The following is a 26180-nucleotide window of genomic DNA, read 5'->3' as shown; positions in this document are numbered from 1 at the left end:
CCTAATTTACCGGCACGGCATTAGCACCTATATCTCCAACGGCAAGTATGGTAGTATAGCCGGCGCCGGCATCCAAATGTACTTTTACATGACCGTCAAAAGCTAGTAGATCATCAAATGTGAAGTCAGAATCATCCGCCAATACATCCACGTCTGTCGTGCTGATACCCGTGTCACCATCTACCGGATTGAGCATAGCCGCCATCAGTGTATTGTCCAGCGATGCGCTGCCGTAATGCAGATGCGCCGGATGCTCGCCGCCGGGTACTGTATTTTCAAGCCCTATCGTTACCCTTACCAAACCGTTAGTCAGTCTGTAAAAGCTAACGGTTCCAGAAGCATTGCTGCCTTCCCCTGGATTGAGCCGATAGACAATCCCTTCTCCAGTGATGCCGTCTGTTGGTATAGGACCGCCGTCATCATCTGAGCAGCCGGCAAAAACAAGGGTAACCATTACCAATCCGAAAAAACTAAATAGCCTCATGCCTAGTATTTTATTAAAGTAACGCCCGCAGCTAGTAAATCATTTCACTTATGACAATTTCCGCCGGTATTCTCCTTTACAGGAAAAAAGGTAAATCTATCGAATTTCTGCTGGTTCATCCGGGCGGCCCCTTTTTTAAAAATAAGGATAAGGGCTGGTGGACAATTCCTAAAGGGGAGCCGGAAGAGGACGAGAAACTTCAGGACACCGCCACTAGAGAGTTAAAAGAAGAGACTGGTATAGAAGTACATGATAATCTCATTCCGCTGGGGCAGATAAAACAGAAAGGAGGCAAGACTGTGCATGCCTGGGCCGCCGGAGGGGACTGGAATCCGGAGAGCGGCCTACCCGCTGATACCTTTGAAATGGAGTGGCCTCCGCGGTCCGGAAAAAAGCAATCATTTCCTGAGGTAGATCAGGCCAGGTGGTTTACTCCTGAAGCACCTAAAGAGTACATTAACGCCGCACAAACTGAACTGATTGAGAGACTAATAAATACCCTAAAAGGTGATTAGCCTGTTGAGCCCATGGGAAATACATGCTAAAAAAGTATTTTTGAGGAATGATACTTCGTCTTAAGCACCCCATCTCTATCCTAATACTCGGTTTTGTGCTCCTATCCGGCACCGCCTGTTCAGATAAGGACATGAAAAGCCTTAGATCCCTCTTTATCGAGGTACCGGAACAAGAAGCACCGGCACCACCTCCGGAGGAAAAAGACGCCGGTAAGCCAGTCGTTCGTATCAAAAAACGTGCAGACGGAACGGTAAAATCAAAGATCAGGTACCGCTATGGCGTGAAGGATGGCCTGGCTGAGCAATGGTATGATAATGGCAATATGCGCGCAAGCATCGAATATAAGAGTGGTATGCGCCATGGCACAGCTAAAATGTACTATGAAAAAGGCGGCCTATTTCGCGAAACGGAATACCAGAATGACCGCAAAGATGGCATGATGACTATTTACCGTGCAAATGGAAAAGTAAAAGCTAAAATTCCTTATAAAAACGGACACCCAGGTATAGGTACGCAGGAGTTCTATGTAAGCGGTAAGGCTAAAACTGAATACCCGGAATTGCTTTTCGATAGGATCAATAAGCTGGCTTCGGAAAACCGCTACCTGATAGAAGTAGAGTTATCTGAAAAAGGGCGCGATGCTACCTTTTATTATGGCCAGCTCATAGATGGTAAATACTTTCACAATGGCATGATCATGCTGGAAACTCCGGAAAAAGAGAAGGGGCTATTGGAAATCACCCTGCCCCCGGGCACACAGGTCAACGAGACATTGAATATTGTGGCGGTGGCTGAAACAAGCATGGGTAACCCCTATGTTGTGCAGAAAGAACTGCCTGTAAGCATCCAAAACTAAAAAAAAACCGGCATGACCGGGCTTTTATAATATCATCTTAATATCAGGCCTTTATCACAACTGTGCCACCCCAGTTATCCCCTAAACGCTTGCGATTAGAACTAAATACCAAAAAGGCATCCAAGAACTGGAAAATGGGTATGATAAGAGGGACGTTTCTGAGTATACTGGCTTTGTAATTACCCTTAACTGACCCGCGGGTAGACTCTTCTATCACTCTTATATTCATGACATACTTTCCTACACTTTGGCCGTCAAAGAAAGGAAGAGCATCACGAAGCAGAAAATATGCTACGCCAAGCAAAGGTATCACACTCAACATGAGAGCAATGGCAACATCAATTAAAGTAGCAGCCAGACGAGCCGAATAGCCTCCAAGAAGACTTGGCCCTACCTGCGCATATATAGTCGGATTTACAGATTGGGTTGTCATAAAATGTGTCATTTAGGTTATTGCATATTGATAACGTTAAGCAGGCATTTTAGGTTTGCCTGACGCTATATTCTCAATATACGCCATACTGCCATGAGAATCCAGTCCGGCTCATACCAGCTTCGCGTAGGTGTTCAGCCACCTGTCCGGCACTTCACCTTTTGAAGCCTTCTCATAATCGGTATAGCTGCATGGCACCATCCTGTTCCTGGCAAATCGCCCTGCCTGATCAGGGTGAGGTACTTCCATCCACCACTTATCGCTTTTCTTACTCTTAAAGAAAGTAAGGGTTTCCGGCTCACTGGGCATACTTACCACATACTTAAGGTAATCGTTTGAACGAAAGTCCTCGCTATCTTTTCGGTGGTAATATCCTTCAATGAAGTACCACACCATAACAGCAATAAGCTTTGCGGTAGATGAGCGATCATCATCCAGTTCAGCTTCATATCCATAAAAGCCAGCGGAACTTAATTTATCATTGGTGCCCGCATACCATGCTACCTGGCAAGCCTCTTCTCCTGTCATACCAAAGGGCTGTGCGTCTGCGCAGCCGGGAGCATCCCCTATCCTTATTGCAGCCGCATCGAATGAAAGCATATCTGCATTGCGAACTACGGGCTCCATTTCCTGAAGATGCTGCCTCAGATACCCTATCCGGAAGCACTCAAAGTAGAGCTTCTCTAATACCGTAAGGGCCGCGGGGTCGGTCAGGTACGCCTGGTAGGCCAACAGGGTGAAATTAAAAAGGTAATTAGGCTCATGCAGTAATAGCTTCTGCACATGCTTACGGGAGAGAGGAGCCTGGCCATCCTCTTCCATATCAAGAATACTGTCTACACACAGGACACTCACCAGTTTCTCTATATCTTCATAGGCCGCGTACTGCCCGTAAGTATAGGCATGGCTCCCCCCCAGGATTACCGGCATGGTATTTTCTGACAATAAGGCGGCGCAAACTTCCTTGAGACGCATAGTTGTATCTTCCTCATCCATTCCCGGACGAATATTACCAAGGTCTACTACCTTATAAGGCCCTACGCCTTTTTTAAGGGCATAAAGCTGCTTACGAATGGCCATAGAGGCTTCTGCGGCAGGCTTTTCGTTGTACTCATTGTCAGAAGAGAGGCCACCCTCTTCCGACTCATAAGGCAGGCCTATGCCAATTAGGGCAATGTCTGCCTCACGGTAATCCGGCATTTGTCCGAAATTCACCTTGACGTACTTAAGCAAATTAGAAGCACTCCGATTGTCCCTGAATGATTCTTCTGGTATCGACGAGAAAAATATCTTTAAGTCCATATCCAAAAATAGTAATTATCGATAAGTGAAGCGGCGACGGCTTCAATTTCTCTAGGCAAATCAGAAATAGACTGCTAAAGGGGGGCTATTTTTTTATCCCGCAGCACAAAAAGAAAGGCTGCCCTACTTTGTAAGACAGCCTTAATTATATCTGGCTTCGGAGAATTAACCACCGAAGTCGTCAAATCGAATGTTTTCAGGGGGTACACCCAAGTCGTCAAGCATCTTGAGCACAGCCGCGTTCATCAACGGAGGTCCGCAAAGGTAGTACTCAATTTCTTCAGGCTCCGGATGATTCTTCAGGTAGTTATCATACAACACCTGGTGAATAAAGCCTACATATCCATCTCCACTATCCTCAAGGCTATTTTTCACCTTCCAGTTGTCTTCCTCAAGGGGCTCGGAAAGGCCGATATGGAACTGGAAGTTAGGGAAGTCCTTTTCAATATTACGGAAGTGATCCACATAGAAAAGCTCGCGCTTAGAACGACCACCATACCAGTAACTAACCTTCCGGTCACTCTTCTCAGTATGGAATAAGTGGAAGATATGCGAACGTAATGGAGCCATACCGGCACCACCACCAATGTAGATCATTTCGCGGTCAGTAGGGTTGATGAAGAACTCACCATAAGGCCCCGAAATAGTTACTTTATCACCTTTTTTGCGGCTGAATACGTAAGATGAGCAAATACCAGGATTTACATCCATAAACTTACCGGCAGCGCGGTCCCACGGGGGAGTCGCAATACGAATATTCAGCATAATAATATCTCCTTCGGCAGGGTGATTAGCCATTGAGTAGGCACGGAAGATGAGCTCATCATTCTTCATTACCAGATCCCACATACCGAAGTTGTCCCAGTCACCCTTATATACTTCCTGCTTGTGGCCCAGGTCAGGGTGAGGAGTGATGTCGATGTCCTTGAAATTAACAGTGATGGGAGGAACGTCTATCTGAATGTATCCACCTGACTGAAAGTCCAGGGTTTCGCCCTCGGGAAGTCTCACTACAAACTCCTTAATGAAGGTAGACACGTTGTAGTTCGATACCACTTCGCAGTCCCACTTCTTGATCCCGAATATCTCTTCAGGTATCCGAATGTGCATGTCCTCCTTTACCTTAACCTGGCAGCTCAGGCGCACATTACTTTTTTGTTCTGAACGGCTCAGGTGCCCGACCTCTGTAGGAAGAACGTCTCCACCGCCATCTTCTACCACGCACTTACACATGGCGCAGGTACCACCGCCACCACAGGCAGAAGGAAGGAAAATGCTTTTAGTAGAGAGCGTTGAAAGCAGGCTGGAGCCGGCTGAGGCAATGATCGGGTTGTCTTTATCTCCATTTACAAAAATCTTCACATCGCCCTGCTGTACTAATTTGGACTGCGCAAATAGCAGTACCAAAACCAACAGGATGATGATCAGTGTAAAGGCGATTATTGCCGATGTTACAACTGTGGTCATCGAATTACTCGTTTTATTTTACACTACGTGTCAAATTGGGTCACAAATATATCCACAAATAGGCAAAACCATAAGTTGAGAAGGATAAATTTTATTACACCCTAAATCGTTGGACGACATACGGATAAACCCATTTTTAAACACAAGAGAGGCAAAAAAAGTTGACTCGCCAAAGATTTTTATCCTCTAATCCTCAGGCTTTTGTAGGTACCCTTTGTCAGATTGTATTTCAGCGTACTTCTTAAGGCTTTCCAGAAGTACCTGTTTACCTCTACTGCAAATGACGGCTGCATATAGCAATTGATTACACACCCTTCACAAGCCGGCATGCGACCTTCTAAAGCAACAACCTTCTGAACTTCAGGGCTATGGTATAGATCAAACAGCTGATTATCAATGGGGAATTCCTTTTCACCAAGATGATAACATGGTAGTACGAGCTTATTCTCAGGTGAAATTACCAGAGTGGTGCTTGCGGCTTTGCAAACCGGCCGGTCTACATGATTGCCTCCGTCCCTTCTTAGCGCAATAAACCCTTCATTAAGGTACACAAGCTTTTTACGACTCCATTTAATCAGTGATTTAAGGGTATCGTTACTGAGGCTGCTGCCTGTCGTTACATCATTGTACCCAAAAACCGGATTCAGAATAAGTATCAGGTTATCCGGCAGGGTGATCTCCTGATATACCTCCTCTATTTCGTCCAGATTATCCTCAAAAACAGTAAATAAAATGTCTGGCCGCTCACCAAGATCCCTGGCTATACGAATTGACTCAAGGACCTTATCATAACAAGCCACTCCACGCATTTCGTCATGCTTCTCCCGCTCAGAAGAATCAAGCGAGAAATGCAGCATGTCTACTTTTCCTTTTATACGCGAGGCCCATTTCGGATATAGTAATCCATTCGTGGTCAGAGTTGTAATAAAACCGAATTCTTTGGCAAGCTGAAGCAATTCATCTATACGGCGGTGTAGCAAAGGTTCACCTCCGGTAAAGTCAATTACCTTAACCCCTAGCTTTTTCAGATCCCTGAAGTTACTTTCAGCCGTCTCAAGGGTAATGTATGGGCTCGGGCGCTCCCATATGTCGCAAAAACCACACTTGGCATTGCACCGGTATGTCACATAATAATTGCATAAGATGGGGTGACGTATCAGCCTCATAGCTCAAAATAAGGTTTTTTGGTTTCCTCTGACAAACCTGCAGGGTATTATTGAATGATAAATGGCAACAAAAACCAGCTTTCTGTTTTTATCAATAGCATGAATGAGCAAACCGAAAAGGCGAGTCCACTCCCACTACCAGCCCTTCCGTTGGCCCTTACAGTACGGCCAGTCTCAACGCTACGGAGCCAATTACCGGGGTTAGTCCCTTCCTGGCGAGGCCCGGTGAGCTATTTTCTTATTTGCTTTCTGATTTATTTCCTGACCAGGGTGCTAACCGGGTATGACCCCCTGGAAAATACTGTAGCTATTTCCGGTGAACCTCCTTCTGATAATCCGGGCATCAGAACTATCAAGCGTGCCGGGTACTTCCTGGTAAGGCATTTCTGGACATTTCTGGCCATGTTTGCCATTATTACCGGAATGGCTTACCGGGTCTTTTTTGGGGGGAAACCTTTCGGACAGAGGTACTGGTGGAAGCTGTGCCTGTATATTTCAGGTCAGATGCTGTTATTTTCAGCCCTATGCATCCCAATTACATTTTTCTTTCCTCAAGCTTACTTTTTGCCTTTCATTCTTGAAGCGATTTATATACTTCCTGTCTTAGGTCTGATGAGTGGGCATAAGCTGGGCTGGGCCTTACTTAAGTCTGCCTTTGCACTGATGATCGGACATGGGATCTACGCTTTGGTAATTCTTGGCGTCTCCTTTACTGTTATTGACTTGCTAAACCTGTAAAAATAAATTACCCCCACCAAAGGAGGGGGTTTTCAATGGTTATTACCCCCAAAGGGGGATAGTCAGTTATCGAATAGCGGGATATCTATATCCCCATCCTCTTTCTTATCTTCCTTCTCCTGATACTTAACATACCGCTTTATCTTTTCTTCATCTATGCCTACCGTACTTACAAAATAGCCTCGTGACCAAAAATGATTGCCCCAATAGGGTTTTCTGCGAAGACTCTTGAAGTTCTTAAACATCATGATCGCTGTCTTACCCTTGAGAATACCCATGAAGTCTGATACACTAAGTTTCGGAGGTATACTACATACCAAATGAACGTGATCTGGCTGAATGTTCAACTCTTCTACCTTGACCTCCTTCCATTCACATATCGTCTTTATCTTATTCTCCAACGTATCTGCAACAATATCACGAAGTATACGGTGGCGGTACTTCGGGGTCCATACTACATGATAGACACAATAGTAAAAGCTATGCGATAGCTTACGATACTTGCTCATTCCACAATATACCCCTACTGGCATAGCCCTCAAACATGACCACCGTCTAAGACGGTGGTTTTAATTCGATTAATAAAGGCCACCCCGGGTCTAGGGCAGCCTTTCTCAAGGATATTAAATGCTTGCTAGTTTTGAAGCATTTTTAATAATGTAGTAAGCCTGTTTTTCAAATTTCTCCTATCCACAATAAAATCCAGGAAGCCATGCTCTAGAAGAAATTCTGCGCTCTGAAAACCTTTAGGCAAATCTTTACCGATCGTTTCACGAATTACCCTTGGTCCTGCAAAACCTATTAATGCACCGGGTTCGGCAATGTTAAAGTCACCCAGCATAGCAAAAGAAGCTGTTACACCGCCTGTGGTAGGATCCGTAAGCAGTGAAATAAAGGGGACCTTAGCCTCTGATAGTAAGTGCAATTTTGCCGAGGTCTTCGCCATTTGCATTAGTGAAAAGCCTGCCTCCATCATGCGGGCCCCACCAGATTTGGAGATCATTAGAAAAGGGATATTGTTTTCTCTGGAGTGATCAATAGCCCTGGCAATTTTTTCACCAACCACAGACCCCATAGAACCTCCAATAAAGCTGAAATCCATACAGGCTACCGTGACCTCCACACCGTTCATTTTTCCTGATGCGGTACGAACAGCGTCTTTGAGCTCAGTTTTCTTCTGACTTGCTTTAGTCCTCTCAGGATAGGGTTTACTGTCAACAAAATTAAGGGGATCAGCTGATGACATATTCTCATCCAGCTCCGTGAATTCGTTGTTATCAAAGATTATTTCGAAATATTCTTTACTGCCTATTCGGACATGATAATCATCATCGGGGCACACATATGCGTTATTACGAAGCTCACGCATATGTATAATTTTCCCACTAGGTGTTTTATACCAAAGCCCATCAGGCGCTTCCCTTTTATTCTCAGTAGGGGTTTGTATTCCTTTATCCTGCCGTTTAAACCAAGCCATATTGTAAAGCGGGTTTTAATTGTTCACCGGAAACAATAAGAATTTATCATCGCTTCCGCAAAATGATGCCGGGGCATAAGCCCCGGCAAATTTTATCAGGCTACCGTGATTTTATTTTCAAGGTATACATCCTGGATAGCACGGAGAAGTTCAGCGCCTTCTTCCATTGGACGCTGGAATGCCTTGCGTCCGGAGATAAGCCCCATACCACCAGCACGTTTATTTATAACCGCTGTTTTCACTGCCTCAGCAAGGTCAGACTCTCCGCTGGAAGCTCCCCCTGAGTTAATAAGACCTGCACGTCCCATGTAGCAGTTTACTACTTGGTAGCGACAAAGATCAATTGGGTGATCAGAAGAAAGCTTATCGTACATAGAAGGGTGCTGCTTAGCAAAGCCGATGTTTTTAAAACCGCCATTGTTTTCAGGAAGCTTTTGCTTGATAATATCAGCCTGGATAGTTACTCCCAGATGGTTTGCCTGTCCGGTAAGGTCAGCCGCTACGTGATAGTCAGTGCCGTCCTTCTTAAAGCCACTGTTACGCGTGTAGCACCACAGGATTGTAGCCATACCCAATTCATGAGCACGCTCGAAAGCCTCTGCTACTTCAATTAGCTGGCGGTTAGATTCCTCAGCACCAAAATAAATAGTGGCACCTACAGCTGTAGCACCCAGCTCCCAGGCTTCATCCACAGATCCGAACATGATTTGGTCATGCTTGTTAGGATATGTCATTAGCTCATTGTGGTTAATTTTCACCACAAAAGGGATCTTGTGAGCGTACTTTCTGGAAAGAAGAGACAGACCACCAAATGTAGTGGCTACCGCATTACAACCACCTTCTATAGCCAGTTTGATAATGTTTTCAGGATCGAAGTAAAGTGGATTAGGAGCAAATGAAGCACCGGCGGTGTGCTCTATCCCCTGATCAACAGGTAGAATTGAGAGAAAACCTGATCCGGCCAACCTGCCATGATTAAACAGGGAAGCGAGGCTTTTGAGCACCTGTGGGCTGCGGTTGCTTAATCCAAAAATCTGATCAACAAAGTCAGGGTTAGGAAGGTGTAACTGACTCTTGTCAACCGTATTACACGTGTGTTGTAAAAGTGACTCAGCATCGTTTCCGAGTAGTTCTACGATTTTTTCGTATGCCATGCAGATTTCTTGATTTGGTACTAAAGAAGTGTAAAGATACGATAAATTTCAATTCGTACTATTTAACTACATGTGTAAAGGATGGTTGGGTAAAGTCAGGCTTTTGGCAGGCCGGGGGGCTACCTTTATGTTTTATCTAATTTAGGAGGATATGAAAAACCTGATCAAAAAGATGTTACTCACTTTTTCCGTTGCCAGCTTCTTTCTGGCTACCGGTTGTAACCCGCCTGTGTATGTTACACAGAGCCAGCAGGCCTATCATGACTACACGGCGGTTAATCACAACAAGGTGGTGAATAAGACCAAAAAACCCAGGACAAAAAACAAACGGAACAAACGTTACTAGTATTCAAATAAAAAGGAGGCAGCAGCCTCCTTTTCTTATTTTAATCCTTAATCTCTTCGTAATCTACATACTCACCGCCCTTATAGCCGTTTCCAGACGGTTTTCCCTTTCTCTTCTCTTGTTCAGGGATGTAGTCAATGTTTACATTCCCTCCCATAGGTCTAGTATGTTTTTGCTCATTTGCCTTTTGCTGCCGGTTTGCTCTTTGCTGATAATGCCCGAAATTATCACGCGCACTATTTCCCAGTGAACTAAAAAGCATTCTCATAAAAAAGCCGCTGAGCTTATAAACAGCATAGATAACAATCAGAAATATGATTAGGAATTTGAACATTTTTTAAAGGATTTACATAATAACCTATCGGCTCAGATATAGGTTTCGTTCACTATATATTTTCAGGAAATAGTCGTCCAGCAAATCATCAATAAAATAAATCGCCTCTCCAGTGGATTTCATTTCCGGCCCAAGCTCCTTATTTACGTTAGGGAACTTGTTGAAACTAAATACCGGTACCTTTATCGCATACCCTTTTTTGGTCGGATTAAAGGTAAAGTCACTCACCTTCTTTTCCCCTAACATTACCTTGGTCGCATAATTAACATAAGGCTCATCGTAAGCCTTACATATAAATGGTACGGTCCGACTGGCCCGTGGGTTGGCTTCAATTATATAAACGGTGTCGTTTTTAATAGCAAACTGAATATTGATAAGGCCAACGGTGTTAAGTGCCAGGGCAATCTTTTTGGTATATGTTTCGATCTGAGCCATCACAAAATCACCCAAATTATAGGGGGGCAACACCGCATAGCTATCCCCGGAGTGAATACCAGCCGGCTCTATATGCTGCATAATACCAATAATGTGAACGTTCTCCCCGTCACAAATGGCGTCAGCCTCAGCCTCTATAGCTCCATCGAGAAAATGATCCAGCAGCACCTTATTGCCCGGGATTTCCCTGAGGATATCTACTATATGATGCTCCAGTTCATCCTTATTTATCACAATTTTCATGCTCTGCCCACCAAGCACATAGGACGGGCGAACCAGCAGTGGAAATCCCAAATCATCGGAAAGTTTGAGCGCATGACCTGCATCCTGAGCCACTCCGAACTTAGGATAAGGGATGTCATTTTCTGCAAGTAATGTACTGAAGCTTCCCCTGTCTTCTGCCAGGTCAAGTGCTTCAAAGCTGGTACCAAATATCTTTATACCATATCGATCCAGTTTCTCCGCTAACTTCAAGGCTGTCTGACCTCCCAACTGAACGATAACCCCGTCGGGTTTTTCATGCTGAATAATATCATAAATGTGTTCCCAGAAGACTGGTTCGAAGTATAGCTTATCCGCTATATCAAAGTCAGTGGAAACAGTTTCGGGGTTACAGTTTATCATTATGGTCTCATAACCGCACTCTTTTGCAGCCAAAACACCGTGTACGCAACTGTAATCAAATTCTATCCCCTGCCCAATGCGGTTTGGCCCTGACCCAAGGATAACTACCTTCTTCTTATCTGTTACCTCTGATTCATTTTCATGCTCAAAGGTACTGTAATAATAGGGGGTGCTTGCTTCGAACTCCGCGGCACAGGTATCCACCATTTTATATACCCGCTTGACCCCTAAATCAGTACGTTTCTTATATACATCACTCTCCAGGCATCTGAGTAGATGTGCAATTTGACGGTCAGCGTAGCCTTTCTCCTTAGCCTCCATGAGTAATTCCCGGGGTATTGAATCCAGGTTGTACTGCTCAATATCTTTTTCCAACTTCACTAACTCCTCAATCTGATTGAGGAACCACTTATCTATTTTGGAAAGCTTTTTAATTTTATTGAAAGGAATGCCTAGTTTAAAAGCATCATATATATGGAACAACCGGTTCCAGCTTGGATGCTCAAGGCTTTCCAGTATTTTGTCCTGATCTTTAAGCTCTTTCCCATCTGCACCGAGACCGTTTCGCTTAATCTCCAGTGATTGACAAGCCTTCTGTAATGCCTCCTGGAAGTTTCGTCCTATACCCATTACCTCTCCCACAGATTTCATCTGCAGGCCTAGCTTCCTGTCACTTCCTTTGAACTTATCGAAGTTCCAGCGAGGTATTTTTACAATTACATAGTCAAGTGCTGGCTCAAAATAAGCAGATGTAGTCTTGGTAATCTGGTTTTTAAGTTCGTCCAAGTTATACCCGATCGCCAGTTTGGCTGCAATCTTTGCAATAGGGTATCCTGTTGCTTTACTCGCCAGGGCTGATGAGCGTGACACCCGGGGGTTAATCTCAATAGCAATGATATCATCATTTTCAGGGTTTACTGAAAACTGAACATTACAGCCACCTGCAAATTGCCCGATACCATTCATCATTTTTATAGCCAGGTCACGCATACCCTGATACACGGTATCAGGTAGAGTCATAGCAGGGGCTACTGTGATTGAGTCACCCGTATGAACGCCCATCGGATCAAAGTTTTCGATAGAGCAAATAATGATCACATTCCCATTATTATCTCTGAGCAATTCCAGCTCATACTCCTTCCACCCAAGAATACTTTGTTCTACAAGCACTTCATGAATTGGTGAAGCATGCAGACCGCTGGTCAGAGCTTTATCGAAGTCTTCAGCCTTTTCTACAAATCCTCCACCATATCCCCCAAGCGTATAACTTGGCCTGATTACGAGAGGGAAACCAATTTCCTGTGCTATTTCTTTACCCTGCAAAAAGGATGTAGCTGTAGAACCCTGGCAAACACTTACCCCGAGCTCATGCATTTTGAGGCGGAATTTCTCCCTGTTTTCCGTGGTTTCGATAGCATCGATATCCACGCCTATGATCCTGACTCCAAACTTCTCCCAGATGCCTGCACGGTCACAATCTATCGCCAGATTAAGAGCGGTCTGTCCTCCCATGGTAGGCAGGACGGCATCAACTTTATGCTTTTTGAGTATGTCAATAATACTCTTCTTCTCAAGAGGCTGCAGATAAACGTGGTCAGCAGTCACCTTATCAGTCATGATGGTGGCTGGATTACTATTTATCAGAATCACTTCAATCCCTTCTTCACGAAGAGAACGAGCGGCTTGAGAGCCTGAATAGTCAAACTCACAGGCCTGACCTATGATAATGGGACCGCTACCGATAATCAGGATGGATTTGATACTGTTGTCTTTAGGCATTGCAGGTTTTGGATTGGAAATGGCTGCTATTGATAAATTGCACAAATTTAGACCTAAAGACAGGAATAACCAAAGTTTGCCAAAGAGAGGATAAATAAAACCTGGAAACCGAAGGATAAAAAACGCAGGCAAATGCTATTACTAAGCACTGACTATCAATCAATTGAGTATAAGCTTGCTACCTGAATTGAGTTGAATTTTATCCACAATAGGACAAACAATAAAGGTAAAATCAGACTTATATCAGTGTGCTGTCAAGACTTAAGTCCAAATTTTTGGTTTTAAGCAAATGAGACAGGCCAACCCAAGGGTTGGCCTGTCCTGTTTATAAGGGGTTATAATTTCTTATATGTGGAGCGCCCTGTTTTCTGTTGCAGCCAGGCAGGCTTCTTTTATTGACTCTGTAAACGTAGGGTGAGCATGAGACATTCTCGCAACATCTTCAGCAGAAGCCCTGAACTCCATAGCTACTACTGCCTCAGCAATCATATCCGCTGCACGGGGTCCTATGATATGAACACCAAGTATCTCATCAGTTTCCTTGTCTGCAAGAACTTTTACAAGTCCGTCCGTATCCATACTTGCCCTGGCACGACCAGAGGCCTTGAATGGAAAAGATCCTGACTTGTATTTTCTCCCGTCTTCCTTAAGCTCTTCTTCTGTATAGCCTACGCTAGCTACTTCTGGCCATGTATAAATTACTCCGGGTATTAGTTTGTAGTTGATGTGCGGCTTCTGACCAGCCATGGTTTCTGCAACAAAGATACCTTCCTCTTCTGCCTTATGCGCCAGCATTGCGCCGCGAACAACATCACCAATAGCATATATGTTGTCAACTTTGGTTTTCAGGTTATCATCCACCTCAATTTTACCGCGCTCATCAGTAGACAGTCCGGCAGCCTCAAGATTAAGCCCTTCCGTGTATGGCTTACGTCCTATGGATAGGAGGCAATAATTACCTTTAAATTCTTTCTTCTCTCCCTTATCATCCTCAGCAGTAACTACGACTTCATCGCCTTTACGCTCAACCCCTGTTACCTTGTGTTTCAAATTAAAGTCAAAACCGAGCTTCTTAAGCACCTTTTGGAGCTCTTTACTCATTGTTTTATCCATTCCGGGAGTTATTCGATCCATAAACTCCACAACGGTGACCTTACTGCCTAAGCGACCATATACAGAACCTAACTCCATACCAATATACCCGGCACCTATAATGATTAGATGCTTAGGAACCTCTACAAGCTCCAAGGCCTCAGTGCTAGTAATAATTCTTTCCTTGTCAGGCTTTGCAAAAGGCAAATCAGATGGCTTTGAGCCAGTAGCAATAATAAATTTATCCGACTCAATAGTCTTCTCCTCTTTTCCACCTTTGATGACCAGAGTATGCTTATCCTTAAACGATCCCAATCCGGTATGTACATCAATCTTATTCTTTTTCATAAGATACTGCACACCGTCCACTGTTTGCTTTACAACACCGCGCTTTCTCTCAATCATTTGCTTGATATCGACAGAAAGTTTCGAAAGGTTAATGCCATGTTCCTTGAAGTGGTTTTGGGCATTATGGAAATGCTCGGAAGAGTCTAATAATGCCTTTGAAGGAATACATCCTACGTTCAGACAAGTACCACCAAGAACAGGATATTTCTCGACAATGGCTGTTTTTAATCCCAGCTGGGCACAGCGTATGGCTGCGACATAGCCACCCGGACCGGATCCGATAACTACGACGTCGTATTTCATGGAAGAAGGATTTAAGTAAAAGACAGAATTTAATTAAATGCTTGAAGAAAGCGGAGAAGCGAAAAATAAAGGCGGGGAACCACCCCCGCCTTAACCTATGAAAAAGAAAAAACTAAACACCCAGAAGCAACCTTGCAGGGTCTTCGAGCAAGCTCTTAACCCTGACAAGGAAGCTAACGGATTCCTTTCCGTCAATGATTCTGTGGTCGTATGAAAGGGCCAAATACATAATAGGCCTTACGACTACTTCTCCGTTTTCTACCACAGGACGCTCAACTATATTATGCATCCCTAATATCGCAGACTGCGGGGCATTTATGATGGGTGTAGACAGCATGGAGCCGAATATTCCCCCGTTAGTGATGGTAAATGTACCTCCGCTCATCTCATCAATACTAAGGCGGTTATTCTTTGCCTTAGTCGCTAATCGCACAATTTCCTTTTCAATTTGATGGAAACCGAGCTTCTCAGCATTTCGGATGACGGGAACTACCAGCCCGCGATCGGTAGACACTGCAATAGAAACATCACAGTAATCATTGAACACAATCTCATCTTGATCGATCATGGCATTTACGGCCGGAAACTCATGCAGCGCCATGCAAACTGCTTTAGTAAAGAAGGACATAAAGCCCAACCCGACCTCGTATTTATCTTTAAAAGTATCTTTATACTTTTTTCTCAATTCCATGACAGGCTGCATGTTGACCTCATTGAAGGTCGTCAGCATCGCTGTCTCGTTTTTGACAGATACTAACCTTCTTGCGATCGTTTTCCGGAGATTTGACATTTTCTCACGTCGTTGAGATCGATCAGAAGCTGATTGCTCAGGGGCTGAACCCTCACTGGTATTAGTCTCTGTCTTGGCTGGTTTTGAATCAGATGCTTTCTTATCACTCTTTTGAGCGGACATTGCATCTTCTTTCGTGATTCTCCCGTCTACTCCGGAACCTTTCACCTCATCAGGTGAAATCCCTTTTTCTTTCAGGATTTTAGCGGCAGCAGGTGAAGCGTGACCTGTAGCATAAGTGGAATTATCACTCTTGCTCCCGCTGGCAGACTGATCTTTTTCAGACACTCCACCTGAGTCTTTCTTTGAGCTTTCTTCAGCTACCTCAATTTTACACACCGGAGAACCGATTTCAAGGGTTTTTCCCTCTTCAGCTAAAATGGAAAGAAACCCGCTCGCCTCGGCTGTAAGCTCAAATGTAGCCTTATCAGATTCAATTTCTGCAATTACTTCATCTAAGTCAACAAAATCTCCATCTTTTTTTAACCAAGAAGAGATAGTGACTTCTGTAATTGACTCACCCACAGCAGGTACGGACATTTCAATAACTTCACCAGTTTTACTGGCTCCGCCATCTTGTTTCCCGTTATCCTCAGGCTGTGTTTTATCATCCTGCCCGCTTTTTTTAGCTTCAGGCTTTTCTTCACCCTCGCTATCAGCAGCGTCACCGTTTTCATCAATCTGGCAAATGAGTGCTCCGACTTCTAGCGTCTCACCCTCTTTTGCTTTGATCTTCAGTACTCCGGAGGCTTCAGCATTTAATTCAAAAGTCGCCTTATCCGACTCGAGCTCACAAATGACTTCATCCATCTCAACATAGTCTCCGTCACTTTTGAGCCATTGAGCAATGGTAACTTCGTTAATAGATTCCCCTACTGCGGGAACCTTTACTGCTATGCTCATATTATTTCAGATCTAAAGGTCGAATAATTTTTTATGAAAAACAATAATATTTTATGTCGAATTTATGCAAAAGCCTTTTCAATTATCTCTAACTGCTCTTTTGCGTGCATTTTACCATAACCTGTAGCGGGTGATGCACTGGCTTTTCGACTGATAACATCCATTTTGACATCCCGATAAACCCTCAATACAAATGACCAGGAACCCATGTTTTCAGGCTCTTCCTGAACCCATACCACCTCAGCACCTTTGTATTTATTTAATAGAAGTTCATTTATCTGGTCTTTAGGAAATGGATGAACTTGCTCCACTCTAACAAGTGCAACATCCTTACGTTTCTGCTTTTGTTGCTTTTCCTGCAGATCGTAGTAGATTTTTCCACTACACAGTACTACGCGCTTTACAGACTTAGGTTCTGCATAGTGGTCATCCAATATTTCTCTGAAATGCCCACTAAGTAATTCAGACTTTTTAGAAACCACTTTAGGGTGCCTGAGCAACGATTTTGGAGACATTACCACCAGTGGTTTACGAAACGGCCACGCAAGCTGCCTCCTTAAAAGGTGGAAGAAATTTGAAGGCTCAGTTACGTTAGCCACTATAATATTGTATTCGGCTGCTAATTGCAAAAACCTTTCGGGACGGGCATTACTATGCTCGGGGCCCTGGCCTTCGTAGCCATGAGGAAGTAATAAAACAAGACCGTTCATTCGCTGCCATTTGGTTTCTGAGCAGGTTACAAACTGATCTATCATTACCTGTGCCCCGTTGGCAAAATCTCCGAACTGAGCCTCCCAGATAACCAGAGCATTAGGATTGGCCATAGCATATCCAAATTCAAAGCCCATGGCTCCATATTCAGAAAGCAGTGAATTAAATACTCTGAACTTTCTTTCGGTACCTTCAAGGTGATTCAGGCTATTATATGCCTCACCGGTCTTAGCATCATGCAATACAGCATGGCGGTGGGAAAATGTACCTCTTTCCGAATCCTGACCTGATAACCTAACCAGCTTATTTTCAAGCATAAGAGAACCATAGGCCATAAGCTCGGCAGCGGCCCAGTTAAGCTCCTCGTTTTCGAAGAACATCTCTTTACGTTGCTTAAACTGTTTTTCTATCTGGCGGATAGGCTTGAACCCTTCAGGCAAAGAGGTAAGCGCCTTCGCTATCTTAGCATAAGCATCTTCTGAAATACCTGTCTCAGGAGATGAAGCGAAATCTTCAGGAGTAGATCTCCTAAGTTCTTTCCACTCCTTTTCCATTTGCTGATACTGGTATGGTAGAGGCTTCTGTTTTACCATGTTTAACCGGTCCTGAAGCAACTGGCGGAACTCATTATCCATTTGCTCAGCCAGCTCAGCATCCACGTCACCACGCTGTATAAGCTTTTTATTATATACCTCTCGAGGATTAGGATGCTTGGCTATAAGTCCATATAGCTTAGGCTGAGTGAATTTTGGCTCATCGCTTTCATTATGACCATGTCTGCGATAGCAAACCATATCAATAAAGATGTCGCGGTTAAATTTCTGCCGGAACTCTATTGCGAGGTTCATACAAAATACCACCGCCTCAGGATCATCTCCATTCACGTGTAAAACAGGTGCATCAATAATTTTGGCTACATCTGTACAATAAATACTGGAACGGGCATCATCATAATCAGTAGTAAAACCAACCTGATTATTGATGACGAAATGAATAGTACCACCAGTGTAATAGCCTTTAAGCTTTGACATTTGCGTCACTTCATACACGATACCTTGTCCGGCAATAGCTGCATCACCATGAATAAGGATAGGGAGTACAGAATCCTCATCATCATCGTACTCAATATCTATCTTTGCCCGGCAAAAGCCTTCAACCACAGGGTTTACAGCCTCCAGGTGGCTGGGGTTGGGTGCCAATTTAAGATTCACCTTTTTACCTGAAGTTGTTTCAACTTCAGAGCTGAAACCCATATGGTACTTAACGTCACCGTCTCCCATGGTTAGATCAGGATCGGCCTTACCTTCAAATTCGTTAAATATCTGCTCATAGGTCTTGCCCATGATATTCGCCAGTACGTTAAGACGGCCACGGTGAGCCATGCCTATAACGACTTCTTTAATACCAGAGTCTCCCCCTTTATTAATTGCTGCGTCAAGAGCAGCGATTGTGGTTTCGCCCCCTTCCAGAGAAAACCGCTTCTGTCCGAGGTATTTTGTATGTAGAAAGTTCTCAAAGACGACAGCCTCATTCAACTTTCTTAAGATGCGCTTTTTCTCATCTGAAGAAGGGTTGAAATGAAGTGCTTCATGTTCGCTTTTATCCTTAAACCATTGTAAGATTTCAGGCTCCCGGATATACATGTACTCAAAGCCTACGGTGCCTTCATAAATATACTTTAAGGCACCAATAATCTTTTCCAGACTGGCTTTTCCGATTCCGATTAATTTTCCCGCTTCGAATTCCTTTCCAGGGTCACAATTCTCCAGGCCGAAATCCTCAGGATCAAGGATGGCTTTATGATCACGACGCTTTCTAACAGGGTTGGTATTAGACCTTAAATGTCCCCGCGTGCGATAAGCGTGAATCAGGTCACGCACGGCGATTTCATCGGGGTCTGAAGAATCAATACTTACCGACTCACCATTGGCATCAAAGTCTGTTTTATTGAATTCAAAGCCTTCAAAAAAGATCTGCCAGGTTTTATCTACAGAGGTGGGATCGGACTTGTAGCTTTTATATAGTTCATCTATATATGAAACATGGGCGTTTGCTATATAGGAGTATTTATCCATACGGGCTTTGCAGAAAGATTTATTTAACAAAGATAAGAAATCGAATTTGGATGAAAAAACCGTTAAAACGGTTATACGGTTTAAGACATTAATTTACTGTTTGACAACCTCTTATCCGCAAAGCTAAACTAGCCGCGCCTATTAATGTTGTATCTCCATACCAGTTTGCGAGTAAACTAAGGACACATGTGGCATCAATAAAAAAAATTCATATCTTTGCGCTTTAATTTAAAATGCGGACGGGTTCCGCGATCAACGTAAACACGTTAATAAAATGGCTGTTAGAATCAGACTAGCGCGTCGAGGACGCAAAGCGAAGCCTATCTACGATGTAGTTGTGGCCGACTCGAGGTCTCCCCGTGATGGAAGGTTTATTGAAAAAATAGGCCTTTACAATCCGAACACCGACCCTGCAACCGTAGATATTGATACGGAAAAAGCATTTGAATGGGTAATGAAAGGTGCCCAACCAAGTGATACAGTTAGGGCCATGTTATCTTATCGTGGTGTAATGTACCGCAAGCACCTACAGCATGGTGTTTTAAAAGGTGCTATAACGCAGGAAGAAGCAGATAAACGCTTTGAAGAATGGTCTAAATCCAAGGAAGAAAAAATCCAGGGTAAAATTGACCGTCTGGCAAGTGAAAAATCGAAAGCTGCTGCTGAACGCCGTGAAGCTGAGGCAAAAGTGAAAGAAGCCAGAGCTGAAGCACTCCGTCAGAAGCAAGCTGAAGCAGAAGCTGCTGATGCACCTGCTGAGGAAGGTGAAGAGGCTGCCGGTGAAGAAAGCACTGCCGCAGAAGGTGGAGAAACTGCTGAAGAAACAAAAGAATAATCCTCTGCCATGCAGAAAGATGATTGCTACCAACTAGGGTATGTGATCCGAAAGCATGGTACAAAGGGAGAAGTTCAGGCTTTCCTGGATGTAGATGATCCGGAAGCTTATGAAGAATTGGAATCAGTGTTTGTTCTCAAAGAGGGCGATACACTGATTCCTTTTTTCATTGATACCATTGAGATCCGGGGCCAAAAAGCTGTCATCAAGTTTGAAGACATTGAGACGGTGCCGGAGGCAGAAAAAATGGTCGGAAGCCAACTTTATTTACCCCTGGAGGTACTTCCCGAACTTTCGGATAACCAATTTTATTATCATGAGGTGATCGGATACACTGTAGTGGACAAAACATTGGGTCCTATGGGTACGGTCAAAAGTTTCATCACTCTGGGGCCACAACACCTCATGGAGATGGATTATAAAGAGAAACAGGTACTCATCCCCGTAACTGACCATATTGTTATCCGGCCGGACAGGGAGAGTAGTATTATTCATGTGGATTTGCCGGAAGGGTTATTAGATATTTATCTCTAACACGATGCGGATAGACATAATAACTGTTGTACCAGAATTACTGTCAGGACCATTTAGCCACTCTATACTAAAACGGGCGATAGATAAGGGCCTTGTTGAAGTAAATGTAATTAACCTTAGAGAGTATGCCACCAACAAGCATAAGCAGGTAGACGATTATGCATATGGTGGAGGAGCAGGGATGGTACTTATGGCAGAGCCTGTAGTAAAATGCATTGAAAAGCTTCAGGAAGAGCGGACTTATGATGACATTATATATATGAGTCCGGATGGAGAGCCATTTATTCAAAGAGTCGCTAATCAATTGGCCCTGAAAAAAAACCTTATCCTGCTCTGTGGTCATTACAAAGGAATTGACGAACGCATCAGAGAGCACTTTATCACCCGGGAAATAAGTATTGGTGACTTTGTGCTATCCGGCGGAGAATTAGCAGCGGCAGTTGTAGCAGATGCTGTCATTCGGCTTCTACCCGGGGTCATAAGCGACGAGACTTCTGCACTTACTGATAGTTTTCAGGATGGCCTTGTGGCTCCGCCTGTGTATACAAGACCGGCAGACTTCCGGGGGCATACAGTTCCTAAAATTCTCTTATCGGGGCATGAGGCTAAAATAGAAGCCTGGAGGTTTGAAAAGGCGGTAGAGAGGACAAAGCAACGCCGACCAGACCTATTTAATAATGACAGCCTTAATTCATAAAGAAATATTCAGACAAAGCTTTACATTCCAAATAAATGGAGTATCTTTGCAGTTCCGTTTTTGGGCACTGAGAAAAATCCAGAAATCATGAGCGATTTACTGAAAATAGTTGAGCAAGAGTATCAGGAGGCTAGAAATAACCACCCTGATTTTAATGCCGGAGATACGATCAACGTTCACGTAAAGATCAAAGAAGGTAACAAAGAGCGTATTCAGCAGTACCAGGGTACTGTTATCCAGCGTCGTAACAAAAATTCAAACGGTGAAACATTCACTGTTCGTAAGATATCGAACGGTGTTGGAGTAGAGCGTATTTTCCCCATTCTTTCTCCAAGTATCGAAAAGATCGAGGTTATAAGAAGAGGTAAAGTTCGTCGCGCTCGCCTGTTTTATCTACGTGGCCGTCAGGGTAAAGCTGCCAGAATCAAAGAAAAGCTGCGCCGTTAATCATGATCTTTCCGTAAAAAGAAATTTGAAAGCCAACATAAATGTTGGCTTTTTTTGTTATTACCCTAATTGATAATCCACTCATTATCAAACTCATGACTCATATTACATTTTATAAATACCAAGGCACTGGAAATGATTTTGTCATGATCGACAACAGAAGCCAGGCTATCAGTCGTGACAACCTTTCTTTAATAAGGCAATTGTGCGACAGACGATTCGGTATCGGAGCAGATGGATTGATTATGATTGAGAATCATCCGGAAGCAGATTTTGAAATGGTATATTTCAATGCAGATGGGTCTATGAGTATGTGCGGCAATGGTGCACGATGTGCTGTCATGTTTGCCCGGCAATTAAAAATAATTGAAAATACCACCGTTTTCATAGCAATAGATGGAAGGCACTCTGCATTTATCAAGGATGGGCTAGTACACTTGTTAATGGGAAAACCCGGCCCGGTAATAACGAGAGATACTGACAGGTTTGTTGACACCGGAAGTCCACATCATATTCGGTTTGTAAAGAACCTTCAGGAGTATGACGTAGTAACTTTGGGTAGAAAGATCAGGTATGGCGTACCCTATTTGCAGGAAGGCACTAATGTAAACTTCGTAGAGGACAGCGGAGGGGAATTCAGCGTACGCACCTATGAACGCGGCGTAGAGGATGAAACGTACAGCTGTGGCACGGGAGTAACAGCCGTTGCCCTGGCTCTGTCATCGGAAAAAGCCTATCCCTCACCTATAAAAATCAAAACCCGAGGGGGGCAACTACAGGTATCATTTGAGGAAAAAAATGGTCAGTTTGATAATGTTTACCTTATTGGTCCGGCCAAATTTGTATTTGAGGGTATAATCAACCCTGAAATTTTGTAGGGAAGGTAATTATGGCTAGCCTCCTTGCCGAAAAGACATTAACTTTAGAACCTGATTTTTGATATAAGCAACAATGATAAATTTTCTAACGAAAGGCCTGACTAAGTTATTCGGTACCAAATCGGATAAAGACATTAAGGCTGTATTGCCCTATGTAGAGCTAACGAATACCGAGTTTGCTAAATTAAAGGACATCTCTGATGACGAGCTGAGGGCACGAACGGAAAACATTAGGGAAGAAATAAATAATGGGCTAAGCACTATTGATGAGAAGATAGAAGGGCTTAACCGAAAAATAAAGGATGATCCAAATATGGACATCCATCACAAAGAGGAAATTTTTGCTGAAATCGACAAACTTGAAGAGGAGCGTAACAAAGATCTTGAAGATATACTTCTTCAGGTGCTTCCAAAGGGTTTTGCTATAGTAAAAGAGACAGCCCGTCGCTTCAAGGAAAATAAGACCCTGCGCGTTACAGCCAACATGTATGATAAGCAACTGGCGGCTACTTACCAGAATGTGGAACTAGAAGGGGACACTGCTATCTGGCATAATAAGTGGGTAGCCGCAGGCAATGAAATTGTTTGGGATATGCTGCATTACGACGTGCAGATCATCGGCGGGATTGTACTTCATCAGGGGAAAATCTCCGAGATGGCTACAGGTGAAGGTAAAACACTTGTTGCTACTTTACCAGCGTTCCTAAATGCCCTTGCCGGACGAGGCGTACACATTGTAACGGTAAACGAATACCTTGCCAAGCGTGATAGTGAGTGGATGGCCCCTATATTCCAGTTCCATGGCATGAAGGTGGACTGTATTGATAAACATCAGCCTAACTCAGAAGAACGACGGAGTGCTTACGGAGCTGACATTACCTATGGTACGAATAACGAATATGGCTTCGATTATCTCCGTGACAATATGGCCCGCGACAGCAATGATCTGGTACAGCGCCGCCATCATTTTGCTATGGTCGATGAGGTAGATAGTGTACTGATTGACGATGCCAGAACTCCTCTTATCATCTCAGGCCCGGTACCCCGCGGAGATGAACACGAATTTTATGAGCTTAAGCCACGGATTGGCAAACTGGTAGATGTGCAACGGAAACTTGCCAGTCAGTATTTGCAGGAGGCTAAAAAGCTAATTTCTGAAGGTAACGAAAAGGATGGCGGCCTTGCGCTATTCAGAGCCTACCGCGCTTTTCCTAAATACAAGCCATTGATAAAATACCTCAGTGAAGGAGGGATTCGCCAGGTTCTTCAAAAGACAGAGAACTACTACCTGGCTGATAATGGTAAACTAATGCCAGAGGCTGACGAACCTTTGTACTTTACTATAGAGGAAAAGAATAACAGTGTCGAGCTTACCGAAAAAGGAATTGACTTAATTACTGGTGAGGGCGAGGACCCTAATTTCTTTATTCTTCCTGATATAGGAACTGAGATTGCTAAGCTGGAGGACAAAACGGATTGGGAAAACGAACAAGCTAAAATCCAGGAGAAGGATAGTATTCTGCAGGACTACTCAACCAAAGCAAAGCGGATTCATACGGTAAACCAATTACTTAAGGCATATTCACTCTTTGAAAAGGACACTGAATACATTCTTGTAGATGGTAAGGTAAAAATTGTAGATGAGCAGACGGGCCGTGTCATGGAAGGCCGTCGCTATTCTGATGGACTTCACCAGGCAATTGAAGCTAAGGAGAACGTTAAGGTAGAGGATGCTACTCAGACTTACGCAACCATCACTCTGCAGAACTACTTCAGGATGTATCACAAGCTTAGTGGTATGACTGGTACAGCAGAAACAGAAGCCGGTGAGTTCTGGGAAATATACAAGCTTGACGTGGTGGTGATTCCTACCAACCGCCCTATCGTAAGAGATGACCGTCAGGACAAAGTTTATCGTTCTGTACGGGAAAAATTCAATGCGGTAGTAGAAGAGGTTGTGGAGCTTACGGAACAGGGACGTCCTGTACTGGTAGGTACTACTTCGGTGGAGATATCAGAATTGTTAAGCCGGATGCTGAATCTGCGAAAGATTAAGCACCAGGTACTAAATGCCAAGCAACACGCTCGAGAGGCTGACGTAGTAGCTGAAGCTGGTAAGCCTGGTACAGTGACTATTGCTACTAACATGGCAGGTCGTGGTACAGACATTAAACTTACAGCGGAATCGAAACAAGCCGGTGGTCTAGCTATTATTGGTACAGAACGGCATGAAAGTCGCCGTGTAGACCGCCAGCTGCGGGGCCGTGCAGGACGTCAGGGTGATCCCGGGTCTTCCCAGTTTTTCGTTTCATTGGAGGATAACCTAATGCGCCTCTTCGGAAGTGACAGGATCGCAAAGATCATGGATCGGCTCGGACTTGAAGAAGGGGAAGTAATTCAGCATAGTATGATTACTAAGTCGATAGAAAGGGCACAGAAAAAGGTAGAGGAAAATAACTTTGGTACCCGTAAGCGACTGCTGGAATATGACGACGTAATGAACAGTCAGCGCGAGGTAATTTATAAGAGAAGACGTCACGCGCTGCACGGTAACCGCCTTCAGCTTGACATCATGAATATGATGTACGATACAGTAGAAGAGGTTATTACCAATACCAGAGGAGCAGAAGATTACGATGGCTTTAAGCTCAATATGGTAGGTACATTTGGCATGGACATTAATATGGACCATGATTCCTTCACTAAGGGACATCCGGCTCAATTAGTAGAGCAAGTGTACAGCGAAGTATACAAGCATTATCGAGAGAAGAATAAGCGTATTGCTGATACGGCCTACCCTATTTTCCAAAATATTGAAAAAGAACGGGGTGCAACCGTAGAAGACATCGTAGTTCCGTTAACTGATGGCAAGCGCCAAATCCAGGTGGTATCCAGTCTTAAAAAGAACCTGGAGTCAGATTGTAGTGAATTGATTGAATCGATGGAGAAGATCATCACTTTAGCACTCATTGACCAGACATGGAAGGAGCACTTGCGTGATATGGACGACCTAAAACAGTCCGTTCAGTCCGCCGTTTGGGAGCAAAAAGACCCGCTACTTATTTACAAGTTCGAAGGGTTTGAGCTTTTCAAGGCCTTTATAGCAAAACTGAATGAGGACGTAGTGAGCTTCCTGGCTAAATCTAATATCCCCGTTCGAAGTTCTGATGAAGTTCAGGAAGCCAGAGCAAGACAGCGTCAACGGCAAAAGCTACAGGAGCAAAAGGCTGAAAGCGGCTCTGTACTTAGCGGTGGCGGACAAGCATCTAGCAGCGATACACCAAACCGCCCTCCCCGTGAGAAAACAGCCCCTGTTAAATCTGAAAAGATAGTGGGTCGCAATGAGCGGGTTAGTGTTCAATACACAGATGGGCGCGTGGTGAAGGACGTGAAGTTTAAAAATGTAGAAGAAGACCTTAGGAATAACCGCTGCGTAATTATCGAAAGTTAATGGAT

The 26180-nt window shown here is 44.0% G+C and carries 23 protein-coding genes; 10 read left to right on the top strand and 13 right to left on the bottom strand.

The genetic code is table 11. The features are described 5' to 3' along the window. Position 1: 1 nt before the first annotated feature. Positions 2-484, bottom strand: coding sequence for a hypothetical protein (locus AB9P05_RS10090; protein ID WP_371908702.1), 483 nt, complete (start codon positions 482-484; stop codon positions 2-4). A 50-nt stretch (positions 485-534) separates the two neighbouring features. Here AB9P05_RS10090 and AB9P05_RS10085 point away from each other — a divergent pair, with 50 nt between their 5' ends. Next, a complete protein-coding gene (locus tag AB9P05_RS10085) occupies positions 535-999 on the top strand; it encodes an NUDIX domain-containing protein (protein WP_371908701.1) in 465 nt (154 codons plus the stop codon). Between the two features lie 47 nt (positions 1000-1046). Beyond that, positions 1047-1856, top strand: a complete 810-nt coding sequence (locus AB9P05_RS10080) for a toxin-antitoxin system YwqK family antitoxin (RefSeq protein ID WP_371908700.1) — start codon at positions 1047-1049, stop codon at positions 1854-1856. A 43-nt stretch (positions 1857-1899) separates the two neighbouring features. Here AB9P05_RS10080 and AB9P05_RS10075 read toward each other — a convergent pair whose 3' ends face one another. From AB9P05_RS10075 to AB9P05_RS10060, 4 genes are all read right to left on the bottom strand, one after another. Then, on the bottom strand, positions 1900-2289 hold the full coding sequence (locus AB9P05_RS10075; protein WP_371908699.1) for an RDD family protein: 390 nt from the start codon (positions 2287-2289) through the stop codon (positions 1900-1902). Between the two features lie 111 nt (positions 2290-2400). Further along, positions 2401-3591 carry a formimidoylglutamase gene (locus AB9P05_RS10070; RefSeq protein WP_371908698.1) on the bottom strand — a complete coding sequence of 397 codons (1191 nt, stop codon included), beginning with the start codon at positions 3589-3591 and terminating at the stop codon, positions 2401-2403. Between the two features lie 165 nt (positions 3592-3756). Beyond that, positions 3757-5058, bottom strand: a complete 1302-nt coding sequence (gene nqrF, locus AB9P05_RS10065) for an NADH:ubiquinone reductase (Na(+)-transporting) subunit F (RefSeq protein WP_371908697.1) — start codon at positions 5056-5058, stop codon at positions 3757-3759. A gap of 179 nt (positions 5059-5237) precedes the next feature. Next, complete coding sequence (locus tag AB9P05_RS10060; RefSeq protein WP_371908696.1) at positions 5238-6224, bottom strand: radical SAM protein; 987 nt, start codon at positions 6222-6224, stop codon at positions 5238-5240. Between the two features lie 225 nt (positions 6225-6449). Between AB9P05_RS10060 and AB9P05_RS10055 the strand changes: the two genes are divergently transcribed. Beyond that, positions 6450-6962 carry a hypothetical protein gene (locus AB9P05_RS10055; RefSeq protein WP_371908695.1) on the top strand — a complete coding sequence of 171 codons (513 nt, stop codon included), beginning with the start codon at positions 6450-6452 and terminating at the stop codon, positions 6960-6962. A gap of 62 nt (positions 6963-7024) precedes the next feature. On the opposite strand, the gene tnpA is transcribed toward AB9P05_RS10055, so the two are convergent. The 3 genes from tnpA to AB9P05_RS10040 all read right to left on the bottom strand — a co-directional run bounded on the left by tnpA (position 7025) and on the right by AB9P05_RS10040 (position 9593). Then, positions 7025-7471: an IS200/IS605 family transposase gene (tnpA, locus tag AB9P05_RS10050; RefSeq protein ID WP_371906921.1), complete on the bottom strand. Its 447-nt coding sequence runs from the start codon at positions 7469-7471 to the stop codon at positions 7025-7027. A 125-nt stretch (positions 7472-7596) separates the two neighbouring features. After that, positions 7597-8439 carry an acetyl-CoA carboxylase, carboxyltransferase subunit beta gene (gene accD, locus AB9P05_RS10045; RefSeq protein WP_371908694.1) on the bottom strand — a complete coding sequence of 281 codons (843 nt, stop codon included), beginning with the start codon at positions 8437-8439 and terminating at the stop codon, positions 7597-7599. Between the two features lie 95 nt (positions 8440-8534). Next, complete coding sequence (locus AB9P05_RS10040) at positions 8535-9593, bottom strand: class I fructose-bisphosphate aldolase (protein WP_371908693.1); 1059 nt, start codon at positions 9591-9593, stop codon at positions 8535-8537. A gap of 151 nt (positions 9594-9744) precedes the next feature. Between AB9P05_RS10040 and AB9P05_RS10035 the strand changes: the two genes are divergently transcribed. Further along, positions 9745-9939: a hypothetical protein gene (locus AB9P05_RS10035; RefSeq protein ID WP_371908692.1), complete on the top strand. Its 195-nt coding sequence runs from the start codon at positions 9745-9747 to the stop codon at positions 9937-9939. Between the two features lie 40 nt (positions 9940-9979). On the opposite strand, the gene AB9P05_RS10030 is transcribed toward AB9P05_RS10035, so the two are convergent. From AB9P05_RS10030 to AB9P05_RS10010, 5 genes are all read right to left on the bottom strand, one after another. Beyond that, the gene (locus tag AB9P05_RS10030; RefSeq protein ID WP_371908691.1) at positions 9980-10273 is read right to left on the bottom strand and encodes a DUF4834 family protein; all 294 of its coding nucleotides are present in this window, start codon (positions 10271-10273) and stop codon (positions 9980-9982) included. A gap of 24 nt (positions 10274-10297) precedes the next feature. Continuing rightward, complete coding sequence (gene carB / locus AB9P05_RS10025) at positions 10298-13111, bottom strand: carbamoyl-phosphate synthase large subunit (protein WP_371908690.1); 2814 nt, start codon at positions 13109-13111, stop codon at positions 10298-10300. Between the two features lie 345 nt (positions 13112-13456). Further along, positions 13457-14854, bottom strand: a complete 1398-nt coding sequence (gene lpdA, locus AB9P05_RS10020) for a dihydrolipoyl dehydrogenase (protein WP_371908689.1) — start codon at positions 14852-14854, stop codon at positions 13457-13459. A 112-nt stretch (positions 14855-14966) separates the two neighbouring features. Then, on the bottom strand, positions 14967-16547 hold the full coding sequence (gene odhB, locus AB9P05_RS10015) for a 2-oxoglutarate dehydrogenase complex dihydrolipoyllysine-residue succinyltransferase (RefSeq protein ID WP_371908688.1): 1581 nt from the start codon (positions 16545-16547) through the stop codon (positions 14967-14969). 62 nt (positions 16548-16609) lie between these two features. After that, positions 16610-19333 (bottom strand): 2-oxoglutarate dehydrogenase E1 component, encoded by a 2724-nt coding sequence (locus AB9P05_RS10010; RefSeq protein ID WP_371908687.1) that lies wholly within the window; start codon positions 19331-19333, stop codon positions 16610-16612. A gap of 274 nt (positions 19334-19607) precedes the next feature. On the opposite strand from AB9P05_RS10010, the gene AB9P05_RS10005 reads away from it, so the two are divergent. The 6 genes from AB9P05_RS10005 to secA all read left to right on the top strand — a co-directional run bounded on the left by AB9P05_RS10005 (position 19608) and on the right by secA (position 26175). Next, positions 19608-20168, top strand: coding sequence for a 30S ribosomal protein S16 (locus AB9P05_RS10005; RefSeq protein ID WP_371908686.1), 561 nt, complete (start codon positions 19608-19610; stop codon positions 20166-20168). A gap of 9 nt (positions 20169-20177) precedes the next feature. After that, positions 20178-20702 (top strand): ribosome maturation factor RimM, encoded by a 525-nt coding sequence (gene rimM / locus AB9P05_RS10000; protein ID WP_371908685.1) that lies wholly within the window; start codon positions 20178-20180, stop codon positions 20700-20702. A 4-nt stretch (positions 20703-20706) separates the two neighbouring features. Continuing rightward, positions 20707-21399 carry a tRNA (guanosine(37)-N1)-methyltransferase TrmD gene (trmD, locus tag AB9P05_RS09995; protein WP_371908684.1) on the top strand — a complete coding sequence of 231 codons (693 nt, stop codon included), beginning with the start codon at positions 20707-20709 and terminating at the stop codon, positions 21397-21399. 87 nt (positions 21400-21486) lie between these two features. Beyond that, on the top strand, positions 21487-21846 hold the full coding sequence (rplS, locus tag AB9P05_RS09990) for a 50S ribosomal protein L19 (RefSeq protein WP_371908683.1): 360 nt from the start codon (positions 21487-21489) through the stop codon (positions 21844-21846). A gap of 41 nt (positions 21847-21887) precedes the next feature. Continuing rightward, positions 21888-22724 (top strand): diaminopimelate epimerase, encoded by an 837-nt coding sequence (gene dapF, locus AB9P05_RS09985; protein WP_371908682.1) that lies wholly within the window; start codon positions 21888-21890, stop codon positions 22722-22724. 73 nt (positions 22725-22797) lie between these two features. Then, positions 22798-26175 carry a preprotein translocase subunit SecA gene (gene secA, locus AB9P05_RS09980; protein WP_371908681.1) on the top strand — a complete coding sequence of 1126 codons (3378 nt, stop codon included), beginning with the start codon at positions 22798-22800 and terminating at the stop codon, positions 26173-26175. The last annotated feature ends 5 nt before the right edge of the window (positions 26176-26180 follow it).

The sequence above is a fragment of the Roseivirga sp. BDSF3-8 genome (assembly GCF_041449215.1).
In the GTDB taxonomy this organism is placed as follows: domain Bacteria; phylum Bacteroidota; class Bacteroidia; order Cytophagales; family Cyclobacteriaceae; genus JBGNFV01.
Note: the sequence above shows the minus strand (reverse complement) of the source record. Positions and strands in the feature narration are given on the sequence as shown.